Annotated in this window: 17 protein-coding genes and 1 pseudogene; 16 read left to right on the top strand and 2 right to left on the bottom strand. The window is 70.8% G+C overall.

Features of this window, described 5'->3' with window-relative positions; translation table 11 throughout:
* The 5 genes and pseudogenes from AB8Z75_RS06895 to AB8Z75_RS06875 all read left to right on the top strand — a co-directional run.
* Positions 1–528, top strand: a pseudogene (locus tag AB8Z75_RS06895) (serine/threonine protein kinase); the annotation flags it as partial.
* A gap of 98 nt (positions 529–626) precedes the next feature.
* The gene (mqnC, locus tag AB8Z75_RS06890; protein WP_369200487.1) at positions 627–1,832 is read left to right on the top strand and encodes a cyclic dehypoxanthinyl futalosine synthase; all 1,206 of its coding nucleotides are present in this window, start codon (positions 627–629) and stop codon (positions 1,830–1,832) included.
* Positions 1,833–1,890: 58 nt separating this feature from the next.
* Positions 1,891–2,589: a demethylmenaquinone methyltransferase gene (locus AB8Z75_RS06885; RefSeq protein WP_369200486.1), complete on the top strand. Its 699-nt coding sequence runs from the start codon at positions 1,891–1,893 to the stop codon at positions 2,587–2,589.
* A 393-nt stretch (positions 2,590–2,982) separates the two neighbouring features.
* Positions 2,983–4,674, top strand: coding sequence for a hypothetical protein (locus tag AB8Z75_RS06880; protein WP_369200485.1), 1,692 nt, complete (start codon positions 2,983–2,985; stop codon positions 4,672–4,674).
* A gap of 357 nt (positions 4,675–5,031) precedes the next feature.
* Positions 5,032–6,345, top strand: coding sequence for a geranylgeranyl reductase family protein (locus AB8Z75_RS06875; RefSeq protein ID WP_369200484.1), 1,314 nt, complete (start codon positions 5,032–5,034; stop codon positions 6,343–6,345).
* 116 nt (positions 6,346–6,461) lie between these two features.
* Here AB8Z75_RS06875 and AB8Z75_RS06870 read toward each other — a convergent pair whose 3' ends face one another.
* Positions 6,462–7,265, bottom strand: a complete 804-nt coding sequence (locus tag AB8Z75_RS06870) for a C40 family peptidase (protein WP_369200483.1) — start codon at positions 7,263–7,265, stop codon at positions 6,462–6,464.
* An 839-nt stretch (positions 7,266–8,104) separates the two neighbouring features.
* On the opposite strand from AB8Z75_RS06870, the gene AB8Z75_RS06865 reads away from it, so the two are divergent.
* From AB8Z75_RS06865 to nuoK, 11 genes are read left to right on the top strand one after another with little or no spacing between them, the layout of a single operon-like run.
* Positions 8,105–8,464 carry an NADH-quinone oxidoreductase subunit A gene (locus AB8Z75_RS06865; RefSeq protein ID WP_114018821.1) on the top strand — a complete coding sequence of 120 codons (360 nt, stop codon included), beginning with the start codon at positions 8,105–8,107 and terminating at the stop codon, positions 8,462–8,464.
* Positions 8,465–8,480: 16 nt separating this feature from the next.
* A complete protein-coding gene (locus AB8Z75_RS06860) occupies positions 8,481–9,035 on the top strand; it encodes an NADH-quinone oxidoreductase subunit B family protein (protein WP_027738848.1) in 555 nt (184 codons plus the stop codon).
* Entirely contained in the window at positions 9,032–9,769 is a 738-nt protein-coding gene (locus tag AB8Z75_RS06855; RefSeq protein WP_369200482.1) for an NADH-quinone oxidoreductase subunit C, read from the top strand. Before AB8Z75_RS06860 ends, AB8Z75_RS06855 begins: the two co-directional genes overlap by 4 nt.
* Positions 9,769–11,097 carry an NADH-quinone oxidoreductase subunit D gene (locus AB8Z75_RS06850; RefSeq protein ID WP_369200481.1) on the top strand — a complete coding sequence of 443 codons (1,329 nt, stop codon included), beginning with the start codon at positions 9,769–9,771 and terminating at the stop codon, positions 11,095–11,097. Before AB8Z75_RS06855 ends, AB8Z75_RS06850 begins: the two co-directional genes overlap by 1 nt.
* An 11-nt stretch (positions 11,098–11,108) precedes the next feature.
* Entirely contained in the window at positions 11,109–11,828 is a 720-nt protein-coding gene (gene nuoE, locus AB8Z75_RS06845) for an NADH-quinone oxidoreductase subunit NuoE (RefSeq protein WP_369200488.1), read from the top strand.
* On the top strand, positions 11,828–13,225 hold the full coding sequence (nuoF, locus tag AB8Z75_RS06840) for an NADH-quinone oxidoreductase subunit NuoF (RefSeq protein WP_369200480.1): 1,398 nt from the start codon (positions 11,828–11,830) through the stop codon (positions 13,223–13,225). The genes nuoE and nuoF overlap by 1 nt, the downstream gene beginning before the upstream one ends.
* Positions 13,222–15,735 carry an NADH-quinone oxidoreductase subunit G gene (locus tag AB8Z75_RS06835; RefSeq protein WP_369200479.1) on the top strand — a complete coding sequence of 838 codons (2,514 nt, stop codon included), beginning with the start codon at positions 13,222–13,224 and terminating at the stop codon, positions 15,733–15,735. Before nuoF ends, AB8Z75_RS06835 begins: the two co-directional genes overlap by 4 nt.
* A complete protein-coding gene (gene nuoH / locus AB8Z75_RS06830; protein ID WP_369200478.1) occupies positions 15,732–17,129 on the top strand; it encodes an NADH-quinone oxidoreductase subunit NuoH in 1,398 nt (465 codons plus the stop codon). The genes AB8Z75_RS06835 and nuoH overlap by 4 nt, the downstream gene beginning before the upstream one ends.
* Complete coding sequence (nuoI, locus tag AB8Z75_RS06825) at positions 17,122–17,793, top strand: NADH-quinone oxidoreductase subunit NuoI (RefSeq protein ID WP_369200477.1); 672 nt, start codon at positions 17,122–17,124, stop codon at positions 17,791–17,793. Before nuoH ends, nuoI begins: the two co-directional genes overlap by 8 nt.
* Entirely contained in the window at positions 17,790–18,734 is a 945-nt protein-coding gene (locus tag AB8Z75_RS06820) for an NADH-quinone oxidoreductase subunit J (RefSeq protein WP_369200476.1), read from the top strand. Before nuoI ends, AB8Z75_RS06820 begins: the two co-directional genes overlap by 4 nt.
* A complete protein-coding gene (gene nuoK / locus AB8Z75_RS06815) occupies positions 18,731–19,030 on the top strand; it encodes an NADH-quinone oxidoreductase subunit NuoK (RefSeq protein ID WP_114023563.1) in 300 nt (99 codons plus the stop codon). Before AB8Z75_RS06820 ends, nuoK begins: the two co-directional genes overlap by 4 nt.
* On the opposite strand, the gene AB8Z75_RS06810 is transcribed toward nuoK, so the two are convergent.
* Positions 18,969–20,288, bottom strand: coding sequence for an RNA-guided endonuclease InsQ/TnpB family protein (locus AB8Z75_RS06810; RefSeq protein ID WP_369200474.1), 1,320 nt, complete (start codon positions 20,286–20,288; stop codon positions 18,969–18,971). The two genes, nuoK and AB8Z75_RS06810, sit on opposite strands and share 62 nt — an antisense overlap.
* Positions 20,289–20,379: the final 91 nt, after the last annotated feature.

The raw sequence follows: 20,379 nt of genomic DNA, 5'->3' as shown, positions 1-20,379 counted from the left end.
CTGTTCGGCGCCTCCTTCGCGGACATCGTGCCCGGAATCGGCGGCTCTGAGCACGACAACTCCGCCGAGCCGCCCCCGAAGAACGACCGGCCGGGGAAGGGTTCGCCCGGTGGCGGGGCGAGCGGCGGTTCGGGCGGGGGTTCGGAGAAGGACCCGCCCGCCGGCGGGGGCGGCCCCGGCACCGTGCCCGACGGCTTCGTCGGCAAGTGGAAGGGCGAGGTCTACTCCCAGCGCGGCATCCCGGTGGGCACCATGACGGTGACGATCAAGAAGGGCGGCGAGGGCGACACCGTCGCCACGGGCAAGGCGGTGCTGGCCGGAACCGAGTGCGCGGCGAAGTGGGAGCTGGTGTCGGCCACGAAGACGCGTCTGGTGGCCGACGCCTCCGGCTCCGCACCGAGCTCGAAGCTGTGCGCGGAGGGTGGCGAGAAGGAGGAGTTCACGCTGCGCGCGAACGACCGGTTGCGGTACGAGTCGCACGTCGACGGCAGCGGGGACGCGGCGGGGACACTCCGAAAGATCGGCTGAGAACCCCTGGCGTAGGCTGGTCGGGCGCCGCTGTGCTGTGGTAAGCGGCGAGGTGTATCGAAATGTGCGAAACGCGCGACTATTGGAGGGACGCCACGGTGACAGCGCACGTGTCGGAAGCCGACCTGCTCTCCGCCCTCGACCGCGCCGCCACCGGCGGACGTGTCACCCCCGAGGAGGCGCTCGACCTCTACCGCCACGCGCCCCTGCACGCGCTGGGCGCCGCCGCCGACAAGGCGCGACGGCGCCGCTACGCGGGCACCGAGCACATCGCCACGTACATCATCGAGCGGAACATCAACTACACGAACTCGTGCGTGACCGCGTGCAAGTTCTGTGCCTTCTACGCCTCGCCCAAGAGCGACAAGGTGTGGATCCGCGACCTGGACGACATCCTGCGCCGCTGCGCCGAGACGGTGGAGCTGGGCGGCACCCAGATCATGTTCCAGGGCGGCCACCACCCCGACTTCGGCGTCGAGTACTACGAGGAGCACTTCGCCGCCATCAAGAAGGCGTTCCCGCAGCTGGTCATCCACTCCCTCGGGGCCAGCGAGGTGGAGCACATGGCGCGGATCTCCGGGGTGAGCCCCAAGGAGGCGATCGAGCGCATCCACGCCGCCGGACTGGACTCCTTCGCGGGTGCCGGCGCCGAACTGCTGCCCGCCCGGCCCCGGAAGGCCATCGCGCCGCTCAAGGAGTCGGGCGAGCGCTGGCTGGAGATCATGGAGATCGCCCACGAGCTCGGTGTGGAGTCCACCTCCACGATGCTGATGGGTACGGGCGAAACCAACGCCGAGCGGATCGAGCACCTGCGGATGATCCGCGACGTGCAGGACCGCACGGGCGGCTTCCGCGCGTTCATCCCGTACACCTACCAGCCCGAGAACAATCACCTGAAGGGGCGGACGCAGGCGACGGTCCTGGAGTACCTGCGCATGATCGCCATCGCGCGGATCTTCCTCGACAACGTCGCCCACATCCAGGGCTCCTGGCTGACCACCGGCAAGGACATCGGGCAGCTGTCGCTGCACTACGGCGCCGACGACCTGGGCTCGGTGATGCTGGAGGAGAACGTCGTCTCCTCGGCGGGCGCCCGGCACCGCTCCAACCGGATGGAGCTGATCGACCTGATCCGCAAGGCGGGACGCGTCCCCGCGCAGCGTGCCACCACCTACGAACACCTGGTGGTGCACGAGGACCCGGCGAACGACCCGGTGGACGACAAGGTCGTCTCCCACCTGTCCTCCACCGCCATCGACGGGGGAACCGCGCACCCCGAGTTGGCCCTCATCGACGCCAACTGAACGCCGCACCTGCTTCGGCACGGCCGGGCACGGACGAGACACGGACGAGAGACGAGACGTGACGCGCGCATCCCTGGACAAGAAGCCGCACGAGGTCGCCGCCATGTTCGACGACGTGGCGGCCAGGTACGACCTCACCAACGACGTGCTCTCGCTCGGTCAGGCGCGGCTGTGGCGCCGGGCCGTCGCCGGTGCGATCGACGCGCGGCCCGGCGAGCGGGTGCTCGACCTCGCGGCCGGTACGGCCACCTCGTCGCTGCCGTTCGTCGAGGCCGGCGCCTTCACGGTGCCCTGCGACTTCTCCCTCGGCATGCTGCGTGAGGGCAAGCAGCGCCACCCCTGGATGCCGTTCACGGCCGGGGACGCGACCCGGCTCCCGTTCGCCGACGGGGCGTTCGACGCGGTGACCCTCTCCTTCGGGCTGCGCAACGTCAGCGACGTGGACGCGGCACTGGCCGAGCTGCACCGGGTCACCAAGCCGGGCGGCCGGGTGCTCGTGTGCGAGTTCAGCCACCCCACGTGGGCGCCGTTCCGCACGGTCTACAGCGAGTACCTGATGCGGGCGCTGCCACCGATCGCCCGGCGGGTCAGCAGCAGCCCCGACGCCTACGTCTACCTCGCCGAGTCCATCCGGGAGTGGCCCGACCAGCCCGGCCTCGCCGCCCGCCTCCAGGACGCGGGCTGGAGGCGGGTGGCCTGGCGCAACCTGACGGGCGGCATCGTGGCGCTGCACCGGGGGTTCAAGGCGCGCTCCTGACGCCCCGTCGACGGCGGCCGTTCCGGTACGGGTTGCGCTTGGATAAATTCCCTTCCCCCTGATGCACGGGCGGGGAACTATGGGAGTGCAATACGTGTCTGCGCGTACACGTACGGTGCAATCCCGCGCCGCCTCGTCCCCGGAACGCATCGGAGCGCCATGTCGTCGCCGCCGTCCCCTTGCCCGCGCTGCGGGGCCGCTTCCCCCGCCGAGGCCAAGTTCTGCATGTCCTGCGGGACCCCGACGGCCCCCACGCAGCCGCCCGTTCCCTCGGCGGCTCCGCCGTCGCCCCCCGCACCTTCGCCGGGACCGCCGTCCGGTGCTCCCGCACCACCGCACGGGGCTCCGCCCGCGCCTTCGTCGTCGTCTCCCGGTCTCTCGACGGCTCCGTCCGTGCCCTCTGCGGCTCCGCCCGCGCCGACGGCCCCTCCGGCGCCGCCGTTCGTCCCTCCGCAGCCGCAGCCGCAGCCGCAGCCGCAGCCGCAGCCGGCCGCGCCCGCCCAGCCGACGCCTTTCGGCCTGTTCATGGTGCGCACCGTCAAGGGGGACTGGCTGGGCGCGCTGCGGGTCGCCGCCTGGCCGCTGGCACTGCTGTTCGTCGCGGCCTGCGCCCTCGGGGTCTGGTCCACCGAGGACATCGACGACCTCGACATCGGCTGGGGCACCCGGATGCGGGTCGCGCTGGCCGCACTGCTGCAGGGCGTCGGCGGCGGCTTCGGCGTCTCCTCCGACGGCACGTCCGACCTCGGCGGTGCCTCCGTCGTCGGCGAGGCCGAGGTCTCAGGGCTGCCGCTGCTGGCAACCGCCGTGTGGATCGGCGCCCTGGTGCTCGCGGCCCGCTTCGAGCGGCGGCGCCTGACCCGGGCCACCCCCTCGGCGGGCTTCGAGGCGGCTCTGCGGATCGGCGCCGTCTGCGGACTCGGTGGGCTGGCGCTGGGCCTGTACGCGAGCCCCTCGTACGAGGGACTGGAACTCGACTCGGCGCCCGGACTCACGCTGCTGTTCTCCTTCCTGCTCTCCACGCTCGTGGCCGCGCTCGTCCTCACCCGGGGCGAGACCGACGCCTTTCTGGCGGGACGTCCTGCTTCCGGACTCCGCGTCGCCGTCGGCGCCCTGCGCACGGCGGCGCTCGCCCTGGTGAGCGTGGTCGCGCTGGCGTCCGTGGTGGTCTTCGTCGTCCTGCTGGCCACCGAGGACGAGATCAGCGCGAACGAGGTGTGGAGCGTGCTGGCGCTGCTGCCCAACATCGGCGTGCTCGGTCTCGCGTTCGCCTGGGGCGCCCCCATCGACGTGAAGTGGAACGTCAGCGAGTGGGACGCGGGACGCGAGGCGGCCGGCTACGCGGAGCTCGCGGACGCGGCGGGCGGCTGGGCCGTCGTCGGCACGCTCGCCGGAGGGCTGGTCTGCGCACTGCTGCTGGGCTACCTGGTGGCCCGCCGCAGCACCACCCGTGGTGAACAGCTGCTGGCTGCGGGCTTCTTCGTCCTCGGCGTACTGCTGCTGGCCGCCGTGGCGGGTGCGGGCTTCGACGCGAGCTTCCACGAGGCCGCGAGCCCCCTGGACGACACCGACTACTCCACGGACCCCGGGCCCACGGGTGAGAGCTTCACCTCCAGTGCCGAGGTCGCGGCGGGCTCGGCCGAACTGCTGCTCTTCGCCCTGCTGTGGTCCTTCGGCGGCGCACTGCTGGTGCCGCTGCTGCGCGCCCAGTTCGGCAAGGGCGGCCCCGGTCGTACGGGCCTGGGCTCCAGCGCCGCCCAGGCGGCGGGGACATACGGCCACCCCTCGTACGGGCAGCCCGGGTACGGCCAACCCGCGTACGGCCAACCCGGGTACGGGCAGCCCTCGTACGGCCACCCCTTGCACGGGCAGCCCGGGTACGGACCGCCGGTCTCTCAGGGGCACGGTCAGCAGGACTACGGGCAACCGGGCGACTCGGCCCACCCGGGGCAACCGGGCGACTCGGGCCACCCGGGCCACCCGGGGCAGGGGCAAGCGCGGGGGATGCCCGGCGCCGATGTGCCCGGCGCCCCTCCGCCGTACCCGGCGGGCGGCGACGGAGGGGGAACCGCACCGCCGCAGTAGCGCGGGCGGGGACAGCCGTGGCCTGCGCGAGCACGGATGTGCCGGACGGTTTCACCCCGGCCCCCTCCTGCGGCAACTTCCGGAACGGCAACGGGCGGACGGGAACGGCCGGTCCCGGAACGGCCGGCAGCGGGGCAGCCGGAACGGCCGGTACCGGAACGGCCGGGGCAGCCGGGACGGCTGCACGGGCGCCGAGGGGCCGGGGCACGCGGACCGGCCCCGCCCCCCCGGGCGCCCGGCGCGGCGGCCCGGCGCCCGCCGTGGCGGCCCGGCGCCGGGGGGCGGTCCGAGGGGTGCCCCGAATGCCCGCATAGACTGGCTCGGTCAGCCGACCCAGCCAGCATCGCGGGAGTCCTCGTGGCCGATCCCCAGCCGAAGACCGAGCCCAGGCCGACACCAGCCTCCGAGCGGTCCGCCGATGTGATCGTCGTCGGGGCGGGGCCCGCGGGTTCGACGACGGCCTACCATCTGGCCCGCAGCGGTATGGACGTGCTGCTGCTGGAGAAGACGGCCTTCCCGCGCGAGAAGGTGTGCGGCGACGGTCTCACCCCGCGCGCCACCAAGCAGTTGGTGGCCATGGGCATCGACATCTCCGAGGAAGCGGGCTGGCTGCGCAACAAGGGTCTGCGCATCATCGGCGGCGGCCAGCGTCTCCAGCTGGACTGGCCGGAGCTGGCCAGCTATCCCGACTACGGGCTGGTCCGCAAGCGCGACGACTTCGACGAACAGCTCGCCCGGCAGGCCGAGAAGGCGGGCGCACGGCTGTACGAGCGCTGCACCGTCGGCGACCCGATCGTGGACGAGCGCACGGGCCACCTCACCGGTGTGCACGCCAAGCTGGGCGAGGAGAAGACCCCGGTCACCTTCCACGCCCCGATCGTCGTCGCCGCGGACGGCAACTCGACGCGCCTGTCGCTGAAGATGGGCCTGCACCGCCGTGAGGACCGCCCGATGGGCGTGGCCGTGCGCACGTACTTCACCTCGCCGCGGCACGACGACGACTACCTGGAGTCGTGGCTGGAGCTGTGGGACCGGCGCGGCGAGCAGGAGAGGCTGCTGCCGGGCTACGGCTGGATCTTCGGCATGGGCGACGGCACCTCCAACGTGGGGCTGGGCGTGCTCAACACCTCCTCCTCGTTCAAGGAGCTCGACTGGCGCGAGATCCTCAAGGCCTGGTGCGCCTCCATGCCCGCGGAGTGGGGCTACACGCCCGAGAACATGACGGGTCCGATCCGCGGCGCGGCGCTGCCGATGGCCTTCAACCGGCAGCCGCACTACACGCGCGGGCTGCTGCTGGTGGGTGACGCGGGCGGGCTGGTCAACCCGTTCAACGGCGAGGGCATCGCGTACGCGATGGAGTCCGGTGCCATCGCGGCGGAGACGATCGTGCAGGCGCACGCGCGTGCGACCCCGGCGCAGCGCCAGCTGGCCCTGCGGCGGTACCCGAAGGTCCTCAAGGACACCTACGGCGGCTATTACACGATGGGCCGCGCCTTCGTGAAGCTCATCGGCAACCCGAAGGTCATGAAGCTGGCCACCGAACGCGGCCTCTCGCACCCTCTCCTGATGCGCTTCACCCTCAAGATGCTCGCCAACCTCACCGACCCCACCGGCGGCGACGCGATGGACCGCATCATCAACGGCCTGGCCAAGGTGGCCCCCAGGGCCTGAGCCACCGCCCCCGGGCTCCGGAGACCGGGGCCCCGCACACGCCGAAGGGTCCACCGCCGCGAGGCGGTGGACCCTTCACCGTGAGGAGTGACGTACCGGGAGCGGTACGCGGTACGTCAGAGCACGCGGACCGCGCCGGTGGGCTGGTCGTAGCTCAGGGGGCGCTCCACGACGCCCGTGGAGGAGTTCTGGGCGCCGATGAACTTGCCGCCGCCCACGTAGACGCCCACGTGGTAGGCGTTGCCCGCGCCGCCCCAGTAGAGCAGGTCGCCGGGCTGGAGGTTGTCGAGGGAGACGGGGGTGCCGGCGGTCGACTGCGGCTGCGAGGTACGCGGCAGGTTGACGCCGACCTGCTTGTAGGCCGCCTGGGTCAGGCCCGAGCAGTCGTACGCGGAGGGCCCTGTGGCGCCCATGACGTAGGACTTGCCGACCTGGGCGCGCAGGAAGTTGATGAGGGTGGCCGCGTTGCCGCCCTGCGGCGCGGGGGCGGACGCCGTCGTCAGCGAGTCGCGGTCGGCCGAGCGGGAGGCGGGGGCCTCGTTCTGCTGGGCCGCCTCACGGGCCTTGCGGGCCGCCTCGGCCTTGCGCTTGGCCTCGGCCTTCGCCTTGGCCTTCTCCTTGTTCTCCTTGGCCTGTTCCTTGGCCTGGGAGGCGGCGCTCTCCTGCGCCTGCTGGAGCTGGAACTGCTGCGCCGAGTTCTGGAGGGACTCGGCGGCACGTGCGTTGGAGTCGGCCGTGGAGAGGGTGGGCATCTCGACGGTCTGGTCCGGTGCGTTCTTGTCGGCCGCGAAGGCCGGCGCCGCCGCCGCGGTGAGGGCCATGGTGCCCATGACGCCGCCCGTCACACCCGCACGCAGCGCCGTATTCATCTTGCTGTTGCGGGGCTTCCGGTGGCTGGGTATCTGAGCTTTCGGGGACATGAGGGAATGCCTAGCAGGCGATAAACCCTCCGCTCAACAATCGTGCGATGCGCCACAGTCGTCGTGTGCACGGTCAGTTGCGCTCTCCATGGAGGGCGGCCGGGCCCTTCCACGACGTGATCAATGCCCAACTACGGGGCTGTGACCATGCAGTTGTCCGCATTGCCGGAATCCCTCGGGCGCATATACCACGGGGAAAAGGCGAGCGCAAAGAAGGCAGTGACTGCCGCAGCAGGCGAGTGACGCAGCTCACTTCCACCGACTCAACTCTTCGTGCGAAAAGAACATTGAGGCCCAATCACCCATCTCGCTCGGTCACGGCATGGACTCGGCCGGATCGCGGGACGGTCTCGGCGGTCCCGCGGGGGGCGTTCCCGTGGATTGCCGGAGCCGGCTTCGAAGATCCCTCCGGGGGGCCGCCGGGTGGAGCGCGGCTTGTGCCGGGCTTCACGAGCGCACGAGGTCAACTGGTTCGCATATACCAGGTGAAACCGTCCAGCGCTAATTTGCCTCTGCATGCCAGTGGCTGGTACAGCCACCCGCCTCCAACCGCTGTGAGCACGGCGGAATGTCACCTCGGGTGATCACTTAGAGGCTTTGCGTGTGAAGATCAACGCTCATCAGACGGAATGATTGGCCGTCAGGTGGTGGAGATCACAAAGCAGTTGGCGCCCCCCGTGTCGCAGATCACAGAGGGGCGGGCTTAAGATGCCTGCGAACAGGGCTTGTGAACTGCCTCACATAAGAGCGATCTTCGTGGGATCGGTCTTCCCGGGTCGGGGCAGCGGCCCAGCGGTCTGCCGGCAGTCGGAGTCGACGCCTGGAAGGAGACGGGAGCGGTGAACGTCTACACACCAATCCTCGTACTGGGAGCCATCGCGGCGGCGTTCACGGTCTTCTCCGTGGTCGCGGCCTCGATCATCGGCCCCAAGCGCTACAACCGGGCCAAGCTGGAGGCGTACGAGTGCGGCATCGAGCCCACGCCGCAGCCGGCCGGAGGCGGGCGCTTCCCGGTGAAGTACTACCTGACGGCGATGCTCTTCATCATCTTCGACATCGAAATCGTCTTCCTCTACCCGTGGGCCGTCCATTTCGACTCCCTCGGGATGTTCGGACTCGTCGAAATGCTGGTCTTCGTCGCCCTCATCGGTATCGCGTACGCCTACGACTGGCGGCGCGGCGGCCTGGAATGGGACTAGGGGCAGGGGTTAAGCAATGGGACTTGAAGAGAAACTGCCGAGCGGCTTTCTGCTCACCACCGTGGAGAAAGCGGCCGGGCTCGCGCGCAAATCATCCATGTTCCCGGCGACGTTCGGGCTGGCGTGCTGCGCCATCGAGATGATGACGACCGGCGCGGGCCGCTACGACCTCGCCAGGTTCGGCATGGAGGTCTTCCGCGGCTCGCCGCGCCAGGCCGACCTGATGATCGTGGCCGGCCGGGTCAGCCAGAAGATGGCCCCGGTGCTGCGCCAGGTCTACGACCAGATGCCCAACCCCAAATGGGTCATCTCCATGGGGGTGTGCGCTTCCTCGGGCGGCATGTTCAACAACTACGCCATCGTGCAGGGCGTCGACCACGTCGTCCCCGTCGACATCTACCTGCCCGGCTGCCCCCCGCGCCCCGAAATGCTGCTCGACGCCATTCTCAAGCTGCACGAGAAGGTCAAGAACACCAAGCTCGGCGTCAATCAGAAGGAAGCGGCCCGCGAGGCGGAAGAGGCGGCGATGAAGGCGCTGCCCACCATCGAGATGAAGGGGCTGCTGCGGTGAGCGCACAGGCGAACGGCAACGGGCCCGACGAGCCCGAAGAGGGCAGCTCCGTCCCCGTCCAGCGGGGCAACACCGGCGAGGTCATCGACGTACGCCACGGCATGTTCGGCGCCCGCAACGGCGGCGACACCTCCGGGTACGGCGGTCTCGTGCGGACCGTACGCATGCCGGGGGGAGCCGTGCGCCCCTACGGCGGATGGTTCGACGAGGTCGCCGACGAGTTGGAAGGCGCACTGGAGGAGCAGGGGCTCGCCCCCGAGCACGCCCTTCTGAACACGGTCGTCGACCGCGGGGAGCTGACCTTCCACATCGCCCGGGAGCATCTGCCCCGGGTCGCCCGCACCCTGCGCGACGACCCCGCGCTCCGCTTCGAGCTGTGCACCGGGGTGAGCGGCGTCCACTATCCGGGCGAGACGGGCCGCGAGCTGCACGCCGTCTACCACCTGCGCTCGCTCACCCACAACCGGCTGATCCGGCTGGAGGTCAGCGCGCCCGACGCGGACCCGCACGTGCCCTCGATCGTGGACATCTACCCGACCAACGACTGGCACGAGCGGGAGACCTACGACTTCTTCGGTCTGATCTTCGACGGCCACCCCGCGCTGACCCGGATTCTGATGCCGGACGACTGGCAGGGGTTCCCGCAGCGCAAGGACTACCCGCTCGGCGGCATCCCCGTCGAGTACAAGGGCGCCCAGATTCCCGCCCCCGACCAGCGGAGGTCCTACACCTGATGGCGACCACACACGCACCCGCCGGGGTCCGCGAGACCACCGAGGGCACCGTCTACGACGTCACCGGCGGGGACTGGGACGAGATGGCCGCGCACGCCGCCAAGAGCGACGACGAGCGGATCATCGTCAACATGGGCCCCCAGCACCCCTCCACGCACGGGGTGCTGCGGCTCATCCTGGAGATCGACGGCGAGACGGTGACCGAGGCCCGCGCGGGCATCGGCTACCTGCACACCGGCATCGAGAAGAACCTCGAATACCGCACCTGGACCCAGGGCACCACGTTCGTCACCCGCATGGACTACCTGACGCCGTTCTTCAACGAGGCGGCGTACTGCCTGGGCGTCGAGCGGCTGCTGGGCATCGAGGACGACGTCCCGGACCGCGCCAACGTCATCCGCGTCCTGCTGATGGAGCTCAACCGGATCTCCTCGCACCTGGTCGCCATCGCCACCGGCGGCATGGAGCTGGGCGCCACCACGGTGATGATCTTCGGCTTCCGCGACCGCGAACACGTCCTGGACCTGTACGAGCTGATCACCGGGCTGCGGATGAACCACGCCTACATCCGGCCCGGCGGACTCTCCCAGGACCTGCCGCCCGGCACCGTCGACGCACTGCGCGAGTTCGTCAAGAAGATGCGCAAGAACCTGCCGGAGTACGACGCGCTGTGCACCGGCAACCCCGTCTTCAAGGCCCGGCTGAAGGACATCGGCTACCTCGACCTGGCCGGCTGCATGGCGCTGGGCGCCACGGGACCGATCCTGCGCTCGGCGGGCCTGCCGCACGACCTGCGCAAGGCCCAGCCCTACTGCGGCTACGAGACCTACGACTTCGAGGTCCCCACCGTCGACACCTGCGACTCCTACGGCCGGTTCCTGCTGCGCCTGGAGGAGATGCGCCAGTCGCTGCGCATCATCGAGCAGTGCATCGACCGGCTGGAGCCCGGCCCCGTCATGGTCGGGGACAAGAAGATCGCCTGGCCCGCGCAGCTGGCGCTGGGCCCCGACGGGCTCGGCAACTCCCTCGACCACATCAAGAACATCATGGGCACCTCCATGGAGGCCCTCATCCACCACTTCAAGCTGGTGACCGAGGGCTTCCGGGTGCCACCCGGCGAGGTGTACACGGCCGTCGAATCGGCCAAGGGCGAGCTGGGCGTGCACGTCGTCAGCGACGGCGGCACCCGCCCCTACCGGGTGCACTTCCGCGACCCCTCCTTCACCAACCTGCAGTCCATGGCGGCGATGTGCGAGGGCGGCCAGGTCGCCGACGTGATCGTCGCCGTCGCGTCCATCGACCCCGTGATGGGAGGCGTCGACCGGTGAGCAACGTCGATATGGGCATCCCCGCGATGCCCGCACCCGACTACCCGGCCGAGGTGCGGCAGCGGCTGGAGGCCGACGCGCGCGAGGTCATCTCCCGCTACCCGGACAGCCGCTCCGCGCTGCTGCCGCTGCTGCACCTGGTGCAGTCAGAGGACGGGCACATCACCCGCACCGGGCAGCGGTTCTGCGCCGAGATGCTTCAGCTGACCACCGCCGAGGTCAACGCGGTGGCCACCTTCTACTCCATGTACCGCCGCAAACCCTCCGGCGACTACCAGGTCGGCGTGTGCACCAACACGCTGTGCGCGGTGATGGGCGGCGACGCCATCCACGCCGCGCTGCGCGAACACCTGGGCGTGGGCGACGGGGAGACCACCGAGGACGGCAAGGTCACCCTCGAACACATCGAGTGCAACGCGGCCTGCGACTTCGCACCCGTCGTGATGGTCAACTGGGAGTTCTTCGACAACCAGACCCCCGACTCGGCCCGCGCCCTCGTCGACGACCTGATCGCGGGACGCGAGGTCGCCCCCACCCGGGGCGCCCCGCTGTGCACCTTCAAACAGACCGCGCGGGTACTGGCCGGCTTCCCCGACGAGCGCGAGGGCGCCGCCGACGCGTCCGGCAGCGCGGGGCCCGCCTCACTGGCCGGGCTGCGGCTCGCCAAGGGCGAGAGCACGCCCGGTGTGGTGGCACCGCGCGGCGCCGCTGCCGAAGAGGAGGGGAAGTGATGACGGTGGCAGCACACAACGGCGGCCAGGACGAGACCTCGCAGCCGAGCACCCACGGCGGCGCCGACCCGCAGAAGCTCCTCGCACCCGTCCTGTCCGCGCACTGGGACGAGCCCGACTCCTACACGCTGGCGGGCTACCGGCGGCACGGCGGCTACCAGGCGCTGCCCAAGGCGCTGGCCATGGACCCGGACGACCTGATCGCCTACGTCAAGGAAGCGGGCCTGCGCGGCCGGGGCGGCGCGGGCTTCCCCACGGGCATGAAGTGGCAGTTCATCCCGCAGGGCGACGGCAAACCGCACTACCTCGTCGTCAACGCCGACGAGTCCGAGCCGGGAACCTGCAAGGACATCCCCCTGCTGTTCGCCAACCCGCACTCCCTCATCGAGGGCATCGCCATCGCCTGCCACGCGATCCGCTCCAGCCACGCCTTCATCTACCTGCGCGGCGAGGTCGTCCCCGTGCTGCGCCGCCTCCAGCTGGCCGCCAGGGAGGCACAGGAGGCCGGCTACCTGGGCACCGACGCGCTCGGCCCCGGCAAGGACCTCACCCTCACCGTGCACGCGGGCGCGGGCGCCTACATCTGCGGCGAGGAGACGGCGCTGCTCGACTCGCTGGAAGGCCGCCGTGGTCAGCCAAGGCTGCGTCCCCCCTTCCCGGCCGTCGCCGGCCTGTACGCGTGCCCCACCGTGGTGAACAACGTCGAGTCCATCGCCTCGGTTCCCGCCCTGATCGACCGCGGCAAGGACTGGTTCCGCTCGATGGGCAGCGAGAAGTCCCCCGGCTTCACGCTCTACTCGCTCAGCGGCCACGTCGCCCGCCCCGGCCAGTACGAGGCACCGCTGGGCATCACGCTGCGCCAGCTCCTCGACATGAGCGGCGGCATGCGGCCAGGGCACCGGCTGAAGTTCTGGACGCCGGGCGGCTCCTCCACCCCGATGCTGACCGACGAACACCTCGACATCCCCCTCGACTACGAGGGCGTCGGCGGCGCGGGCTCCATGCTCGGCACCAAGGCGCTCCAGTGCTTCGACGAGACGACCTGCGTGGTGCGGGCCGTCACCCGCTGGACCGAGTTCTACGCGCACGAGTCCTGCGGCAAGTGCACCCCCTGCCGCGAGGGCACCTACTGGCTCGTCCAACTGCTCCGCGACATCGAGGCCGGCAAGGCGCAGGCCGCCGACCTGGAGAAGATCGCCGACATCGCCGACAACATCAACGGCAAGTCCTTCTGCGCGCTGGGCGACGGCGCCGCGGCCCCGATCTTCTCCTCGATGCAGTTCTTCCGCGAGGAGTACGAGGCCCACCTCGGGGGCCGCGGCTGCCCCTTCGACCCCGCCAAGTCCACCGCCTGGGCCGCGAGCCCCCACTCCGCTCACCTGGAGGTGAACGCGTGACCGTCACCGCTACTGGCACCTCCACCGGCGGCGGGGAGGCCGCCCCGCCGCCCGAGGAGACGGTGTCGCTGACCGTCGACGGCGCCCAGATCACCGTCCCCAAGGGCACGCTGGTCATCCGCGCCGCCGAGCAGCTCGGCATCGACATCCCGCGCTTTTGCGACCACCCCCTGCTCGACCCGGCGGGCGCCTGCCGCCAGTGCATCGTCGAGGTGGAGGGCCAGCGCAAGCCGATGGCGTCCTGCACCATCCAGTGCACCGACGGCATGGTCGTCAAAACGCACCTGTCCTCCGACGTGGCGAGCAAGGCGCAGCGCGGCGTGATGGAGCTGCTGCTCATCAACCACCCACTGGACTGCCCCGTCTGCGACAAGGGCGGCGAGTGCCCGCTGCAGAACCAGGCCATGTCGCACGGGGACGCCGACTCCCGCTTCGAGGGCAGGAAGCGCACCTACGAGAAGCCCGTCGCGATCTCCACCCAGGTGCTGCTGGATCGCGAACGGTGCGTGCTGTGCGCGCGCTGCACCCGCTTCTCCAACCAGATCGCGGGCGACCCGATGATCGAGCTGATCGAGCGGGGCGCGCTCCAGCAGGTCGGCACCGGGGAGGATGCCCCCTTCCAGTCGTACTTCTCCGGCAACACCATCCAGATCTGCCCCGTGGGCGCGCTGACCTCGGCGGCCTACCGCTTCCGCTCCCGCCCCTTCGACCTCACCTCCTCGCCGGGCGTGTGCGAGCACTGCTCCGGCGGCTGCGCGATCCGCACCGACCACCGGCGCGGCAAGATGATGCGCCGCCTCGCCGAGAACGACCCCGAGGTCAACGAGGAGTGGATGTGCGACAAGGGGCGCTTCGCGTTCCGCTACGCACAGCGCCCCGACCGGCTGCACACCCCGCTGGTCCGCGGCGAGGACGGCACGCTCGCCCCCGCCAGCTGGCCCGAGGCGATCGAGGCCGCCGCGCGCGGGCTCGCCGGGAAGCAGCAGCGCACCGGCGTGCTGACCGGCGGGCGGCTCACCGTCGAGGACGCGTACGCCTACGCCAAGTTCGCCCGCGTGGCGCTGCGCACCAACGACATCGACTTCCGCGCCCGTGCCCACTCCGCGGAGGAGGCCGACTTCCTGGCCTCCCACGTGGCAGGGCACGGCCGGGACCTGGACGCGGCGGGCCTGACCTACTCCGCGCTGGAGGCCGCGCCCGCCGTGCTCCTCCTCGGTCTGGAGGCCGAGGAGGAGGCGCCCGGCATCTTCCTGCGGCTGCGCAAGGCCTGGCGCACCCGCGGCCAGCGCACCTGGGCACTGGCCACGCACGCCACCCGCGGCCTGCAGAAGGCCGGCGGCACGCTGCTGCCCGCCGCGCCGGGCACCGAGACGGAGTGGCTGGACGCGCTCGCGGGCGGCGTCGGCCTGGACGAGGAGGGCGCGGCGACCGCGGAGGCGCTGCGCGCCGACGGCGCGGTCATGCTGGTCGGCGAGCGGCTGGCCACCGTGCCGGGCGCGCTGACCGCGGCGCTGCGCACGGCGGTCGCCACCGGCGCCACCCTGGTGTGGGTGCCGCGCCGCGCGGGCGAGCGCGGCGCTGTGGAGGCCGGGTGCCTGCCCGGACTGCTGCCGGGGGCCAGGGCCGTGGCCGACGCCGAGGCCCGCGCCGAGGTGGCCCGCGCCTGGGGCGTCGCCGAACTGCCCACCGCACCGGGGCGCGACACCTCCCAGATCATCGAGGCCGCCGCCACGGGCGCGCTGTCCGCGCTGGTCGTCGGGGGAGTCGGCGTCGAGGACCTGCCGGACCCGGCCCGCGCCCGCGAGGCGTTGGAGGCGGTGGACTTCCTGGTCAGCCTGGAGCTGCGGCCCAGCGCCGTGACCGAGCTGGCCGACGTCGTCCTCCCCGTCTCCGCGACCCCGGAGAAGTCCGGCACCTTCCTCAACTGGGAAGGCCGCCTGCGGATGTTCGACGCGGCGCTCAAGCCCGACCAGATGACCCGCCGCCACGTCCAGCCCGACGCCCGGGTCCTGAACATGCTCGCCGACGCACTGGACGCCCACCTCGGACTGCCGGACGTGCGCATGGTGCGCGGCGAGCTCGACCGCCTCGGCCACCGCGGGGGCGGCGCCCGGCTGGACGCCCCGATTCCCCAGGCCCGCAGCGCGCCGCAGCCCGCCGCGGGCGAGGCCGTGCTGGCCGGGCACCGGATGCTGCTCGACCGGGGCCGCCTCCAGGAGGGGGACGAGGCCCTGGCCGGCACCCGGCACGCGGCGTACGCGCGGCTGTCGGCCGCCACCGCCGCCGAGATCGGCGCCGCGGACGGCGAGACCCTGGCCGTCGCGGGACCGCGCGGCGAGGTGCGGCTGCCGCTGTGCGTCACCGAGATGCCCGACCGGGTGGTGTGGCTTCCGCTCAACACGGTCGGCGGCGGCGTCGCGGCCGACGCCGGGGCGCTCCCCGGTGAGCTGGTGCGGATCGCGCCCGGAAGCGTCGGCGTCACCCAGACCCCGCAGGAGGTGGGCGCATGAACGGGCCGGTAGAGCACCTCGCCCAAGAGGATCTGTCGATGTTCGGCACCGATCCGTTCTGGCTCGTGCTGATCAAAGCCGTCTTCTGCTTCGCGTTCCTGATGGTGACGGTGCTGCTCTCCATCGTCTTCGAGCGCAAGATCGTGGGCTGGATGCAGCTGCGCGTCGGCCCCAACCGGCACGGGCCCTGGGGCATGCTCCAGTCGCTGGCCGACGGCGTGAAGCTGATGTTCAAGGAAGACATCATCGTCAAGGGCAGCGACAAGCTGGTCTATCTGCTGGCCCCGGTCATCGGCGCGGTGCCCGCCTTCATGGCGATCGCAGTCATCCCGTTCGGACCCGCGGACAACCAGATCTCGATCTTCGGGCACCGGACGGCGATGCAGCTGACGGACATGCCCGTCGCCGTGCTCTACATCCTGGCCACGGCCTCCATCGCCTCCTACGGCGTGGTGCTGGCGGGCTGGTCGTCCGGGTCGACGTATCCGCTGCTGGGCGGCGTGCGCGCCACGGCCCAGATCATCAGCTACGAGATCGCGATGGGCCTCAGCTTCGCCGCGGTCTTCCTCTACTCGGGGTCGATGTCGACCTCGGCGATCGTCGGCGAGCAGGCGGACGGCTGGTTCGCCTATCTGCTGCCGGTCTCCTTCCTGATCTATCTGATCTCGATGGTCGGTGAGGCGCACCGGGCGCCGTTCGACATGCCGGAGTCCGAGGGCGACCTGGTCGCGGGCTTCCAGACCGAGTACAGCTCGATCAAGTTCGCGATGTTCATGCTGACCGAGTACATCCACGTGGTGACGGTCTCCGCGCTGGCGGTCACGCTCTTCCTGGGCGGCTGGCGCGCCCCGGCGCCGATCTCCACCTGGTGGGAGGGCGCCAACCACGGCTGGTGGCCCATCCTGTGGTTCACCGCCAAGCTGCTCGTGCTGATCTTCTTCTTCATCTGGATCCGCGGCACGCTGCCCCGCGTGCGCTACGACCAGTTCATGAAGCTGGGCTGGAAGGTGCTCATCCCCATCGCCCTGGTGTGGCTGATGCTGGTGGCCACCGTCCGCGCGATGCGCAACGAGGGCTGGGACTACAGCGAGGTCGTCTACTGGGTCGCCGGGACGGCGCTGGCACTGCTGCTGATCTCCTTCGTCGTCGACTTCTTCCGCCCCGGCCCCGAGGAGGAGGAAGCGCCCGCACAGGGCAAGCCCTTCGACCCGATGGCCGGCGGGTTCCCCGTACCGCCGCTGCCGGGCCAGGAGTTGCCGCCGGTGCCGCGGCGGCCCTCGCGCGCCGCGCGCGAGCGGGAGCGCGAGCCGGTCGGCGCCGGGGCGGGCGGGCCCGGCACTCCTGGCGACGCAACTGACGCAACCACCGAGAGCAAGGGGGCTGACGGTGCCTGAAAACCCCGTGGCCGGCTTCGGCGTGACCTTCAAGGACATGTTCAAGAAGCGGCTGACCGAGCAGTACCCCGAGTACAAGAAGCCGACAGCGCCCCGCTTCCACGGCCGCCACCAGCTCAACCGGCACCCGGACGGGCTGGAGAAGTGCGTGGGCTGCGAGCTGTGCGCCTGGGCCTGCCCCGCCGACGCCATCTACGTCGAGGGGGCCGACAACACCGACGAGGAGCGCTACTCGCCCGGCGAGCGCTACGGCCGCGTCTACCAGATCAACTACCTGCGCTGCATCCTGTGCGGCCTGTGCGTCGAGGCCTGCCCCACCCGGGCGCTGACCATGACGAACGAGTACGAGCTGGCCGACTCCTCCCGCGAGTCCCTCATCTACACCAAGGAGGAGCTGCTCGCGGGCCTGGAGGAGGGCATGGTCGACTCGCCGCACGCCATCTTCCCCGGCATGACGGAGAAGGACTACTACCAGGGCCTGGTCAGCGAGGCCGCGCCCGGCACCGTGCGGCAGACACCCACCGACACCGGCGCCCCGCAGGAGTCCGCGGACACCTACGGCGCGGACGAACCCGCCGCGGGTGACGCGTACACCGGCGACGCGGCGGGCTTCGGCGCCATGACACACGGCGTCGTGACGGCCGGCGGGGAGGGGGAGCGATGAACGCACTCGCCGCCACCGCCACCTCCACGGGCGAGGCCGTCCAGTTCTGGGTGCTGGGCACCGTCGCCGTGCTCGGCGGGCTCGGTACGGTGCTGCTGCGCCGGGCCGTGCACAGCGCGCTCTGCCTGGCCGGGACAATGATCATCCTGGCGCTGTTCTACCTCGCCAACGGCGCCTACTTCCTGGGCGTCGTGCAGATCGTCGTCTACACCGGCGCGGTCATGATGCTCTTCTTGTTCGTGCTGATGCTCGTCGGCGTCTCCCACGCCGACTCGCTGCGCGAGACGTTGAAGGGGCAGCGCTGGCTCGCCGCGGCCTGCGCCCTGGGCGTCGGCATCCTGCTGGTCACCGGCATCGGGCAGGTCTCGGTGGGCAGCTTCAACGGGCTCGGGGCCGCCAACGCCCAGGGCAACGTCCCGGCGCTGGCCTCGCTGCTGTTCACCAAGTACGTCGTCGCCTTCGAGGTGGTCGGCGCCCTGCTGACCGTCGCCGCGGTCGGCGCCACGCTGCTCACCCACCGCGAGCGCGTCGAGAAGAACAAGTCGCAGCGCGAGCAGGCCGAGCAGCGGGTGCGCGACGGCAAGCAGGTCACCCCGCTGCCGGCGCCCGGCGTCTACGCCCGCCACAACGCCAACGACCGTCCCGCGCTGCTGCCCGACGGCACGCCCTCCGAGCTGAGCGTCAGCCGCACGCTGCGCGACCGGGGCCAGATCCGCGAGGTCAGCGCCGAGCAGCTGGCGCAGCTGGCCGCGATCGAGCAGCGCACCGCCGAGTACCAGGGCCGCGCCACCTACCCGGGCCCGAAGGACCCGGGTGAGCGGGCCGCCGACCGGGCCCAGGACGCGGCCGACCGTGCCGAGGACGCCGCCGACCGCGCCGAGGACGACGGCAAGGGCCGGCCCGCCGGGCTGGGCAGCGAGCGCGAGGAGGCCGCCAAGTGAGCCCGATCAACTACGTCTACCTGGCAGCGCTGCTGTTCACCATCGGCGCCGCCGGAGTCCTCATCCGGCGCAACGCCATCGTGGTGTTCATGTGCATCGAGCTGATGCTGAACGCCGCCAACCTGACGCTGGTCGCCTTCTCCCGGATGCACGGCAACCTCGACGGCCAGATCATGGCGTTCTTCGTCATGGTCGTCGCCGCCGCGGAGGTCGTGGTGGGCCTGGCGATCATCGTCATGCTCTACCGCTCCCGCCACTCGGCCTCGGTCGACGACGCCAGCCTGATGAAGCTTTGACCTCCTCCCCGGGCTGCTGAGGCCCGAGGATCCCTCCCCTTATGGAAGGAGCGTTAATACCTTGCAGGTTCACGCTGGTTGGCGCTTCGTCGACCGGGCAGCCCCGAGGTCTCCACGCCCTGTAACCGCCGAGCCCGGCGGCCAGTGTGTTCTTCGCTCCGACGGTGTCGGCGTTTTCACGGTGTCCGCAGGAGGTGCACAGGAACACCGCTTGGCTTTTGCGGGAGTTCGCGTCCACGGTCCTACAGTGTGGGCACGTCTGCGACGTGTACGCCGGGTTCACGCTACGCAGCTCGCAGCCGGCCCGGCGCGCTCGACTGCTGATGGCGAGCCCCAAGCCGTGCCAGCCCTTGTCGCGAATGGAGCGGTTGAGTCCGGCCTTCGCTGCGACATGACGACCAGGCTCTGCCACGGTCCCTGCGGCGGAACTCGTCATAGGGCTGACCTTCAGGTCTTCCAGGACGACAAGCGCCATTCCCCGAGTGACTTCGGCCGCGGTGCGCGCGTGAAAATCGTGGCGCCGGTCGCGCTCCCGTCGACGGATGACGTTGATCTTGGCGGTGCATGCGTTCCTGCGCCGGGAGCGTGGCTGACAACGACTCCGCCGCCGCTCCAGACGAAGCAGACGGCGCCGTTCGCCAAGACTGAGAAACGCCCGATCGAAGAACTGGCCGTCGCTCGTCGCTACGGCGTGGACCACCCCGCGGTCAATGCCGACCCGGCCTTTCTCCAAGCTCACTCGGGGCGGGACTTCGCCGGTCTCGACCAGAAACGAGACACGCCAACGTGGTCCGTCTCTGCGCAACGTGACCGAGCGGATGTCGCCGTCGACCGGTCGGGAGCGGCGGAAACGCACCCAGCCCAGCTTTGGCAGGTAAACGGCCGACCAGTGCCGGTTCAGCTTGCGGAGCGGATTCCCGCCCTGCGGAAAGCGGAAGGAGGGACGCCAATGGTTCCTTCCGGCCTTCGCTCGCCATCGCACCCTGGCAGGGCCGTGTCGTGCGCATGCGATGTCCAAGTCCCGCAGAACCTGCTGCAAAACCTGCGACTGCGGGCCCCTCAGCCAGTCAAATTCGCGCTTCGCCGCAGTCAGCTCCGCACACTGGGCCGCGAATCCGATGAACGACCCACGCTGCCGATAACAGCGCCGCTGTTCCAGCGCGGTGTTCCACACGACGCGAGAAATGCCAGCCCATCCATCGGCCAGCAGGGATTGCGCGACGCTCAGCTCAGCACGGTACGAGCGACCTTCCAGCACAGCGCATCACCTCTCATGACGTCACAGACATCGTATTCCGCTGCACTGACAGAACGACGAGACCGGCGAATCACTCCAGCTCGGACACCAC

This window comes from Streptomyces sp. PU-14G, from assembly GCF_041028275.1.
In the GTDB taxonomy this organism is placed as follows: domain Bacteria; phylum Actinomycetota; class Actinomycetes; order Streptomycetales; family Streptomycetaceae; genus Streptomyces.
The sequence above is the reverse complement of the archived record's forward strand: the minus strand, read 5'-3'. Positions and strand labels throughout refer to the sequence as shown.

Coding starts and splice junctions, on each gene's coding strand:
- AB8Z75_RS06870 (WP_369200483.1), bottom strand. CDS start 7,265: ATGTCCCCGAAAGCTCAGATACCCAGCCACCGGAAGCCCCGCAACAGC.
- AB8Z75_RS06860 (WP_027738848.1), top strand. CDS start 8,481: ATGGGACTTGAAGAGAAACTGCCGAGCGGCTTTCTGCTCACCACCGTG.
- AB8Z75_RS06850 (WP_369200481.1), top strand. CDS start 9,769: ATGGCGACCACACACGCACCCGCCGGGGTCCGCGAGACCACCGAGGGC.
- nuoE (WP_369200488.1), top strand. CDS start 11,109: ATGGGCATCCCCGCGATGCCCGCACCCGACTACCCGGCCGAGGTGCGG.
- nuoF (WP_369200480.1), top strand. CDS start 11,828: ATGACGGTGGCAGCACACAACGGCGGCCAGGACGAGACCTCGCAGCCG.
- nuoH (WP_369200478.1), top strand. CDS start 15,732: ATGAACGGGCCGGTAGAGCACCTCGCCCAAGAGGATCTGTCGATGTTC.
- AB8Z75_RS06820 (WP_369200476.1), top strand. CDS start 17,790: ATGAACGCACTCGCCGCCACCGCCACCTCCACGGGCGAGGCCGTCCAG.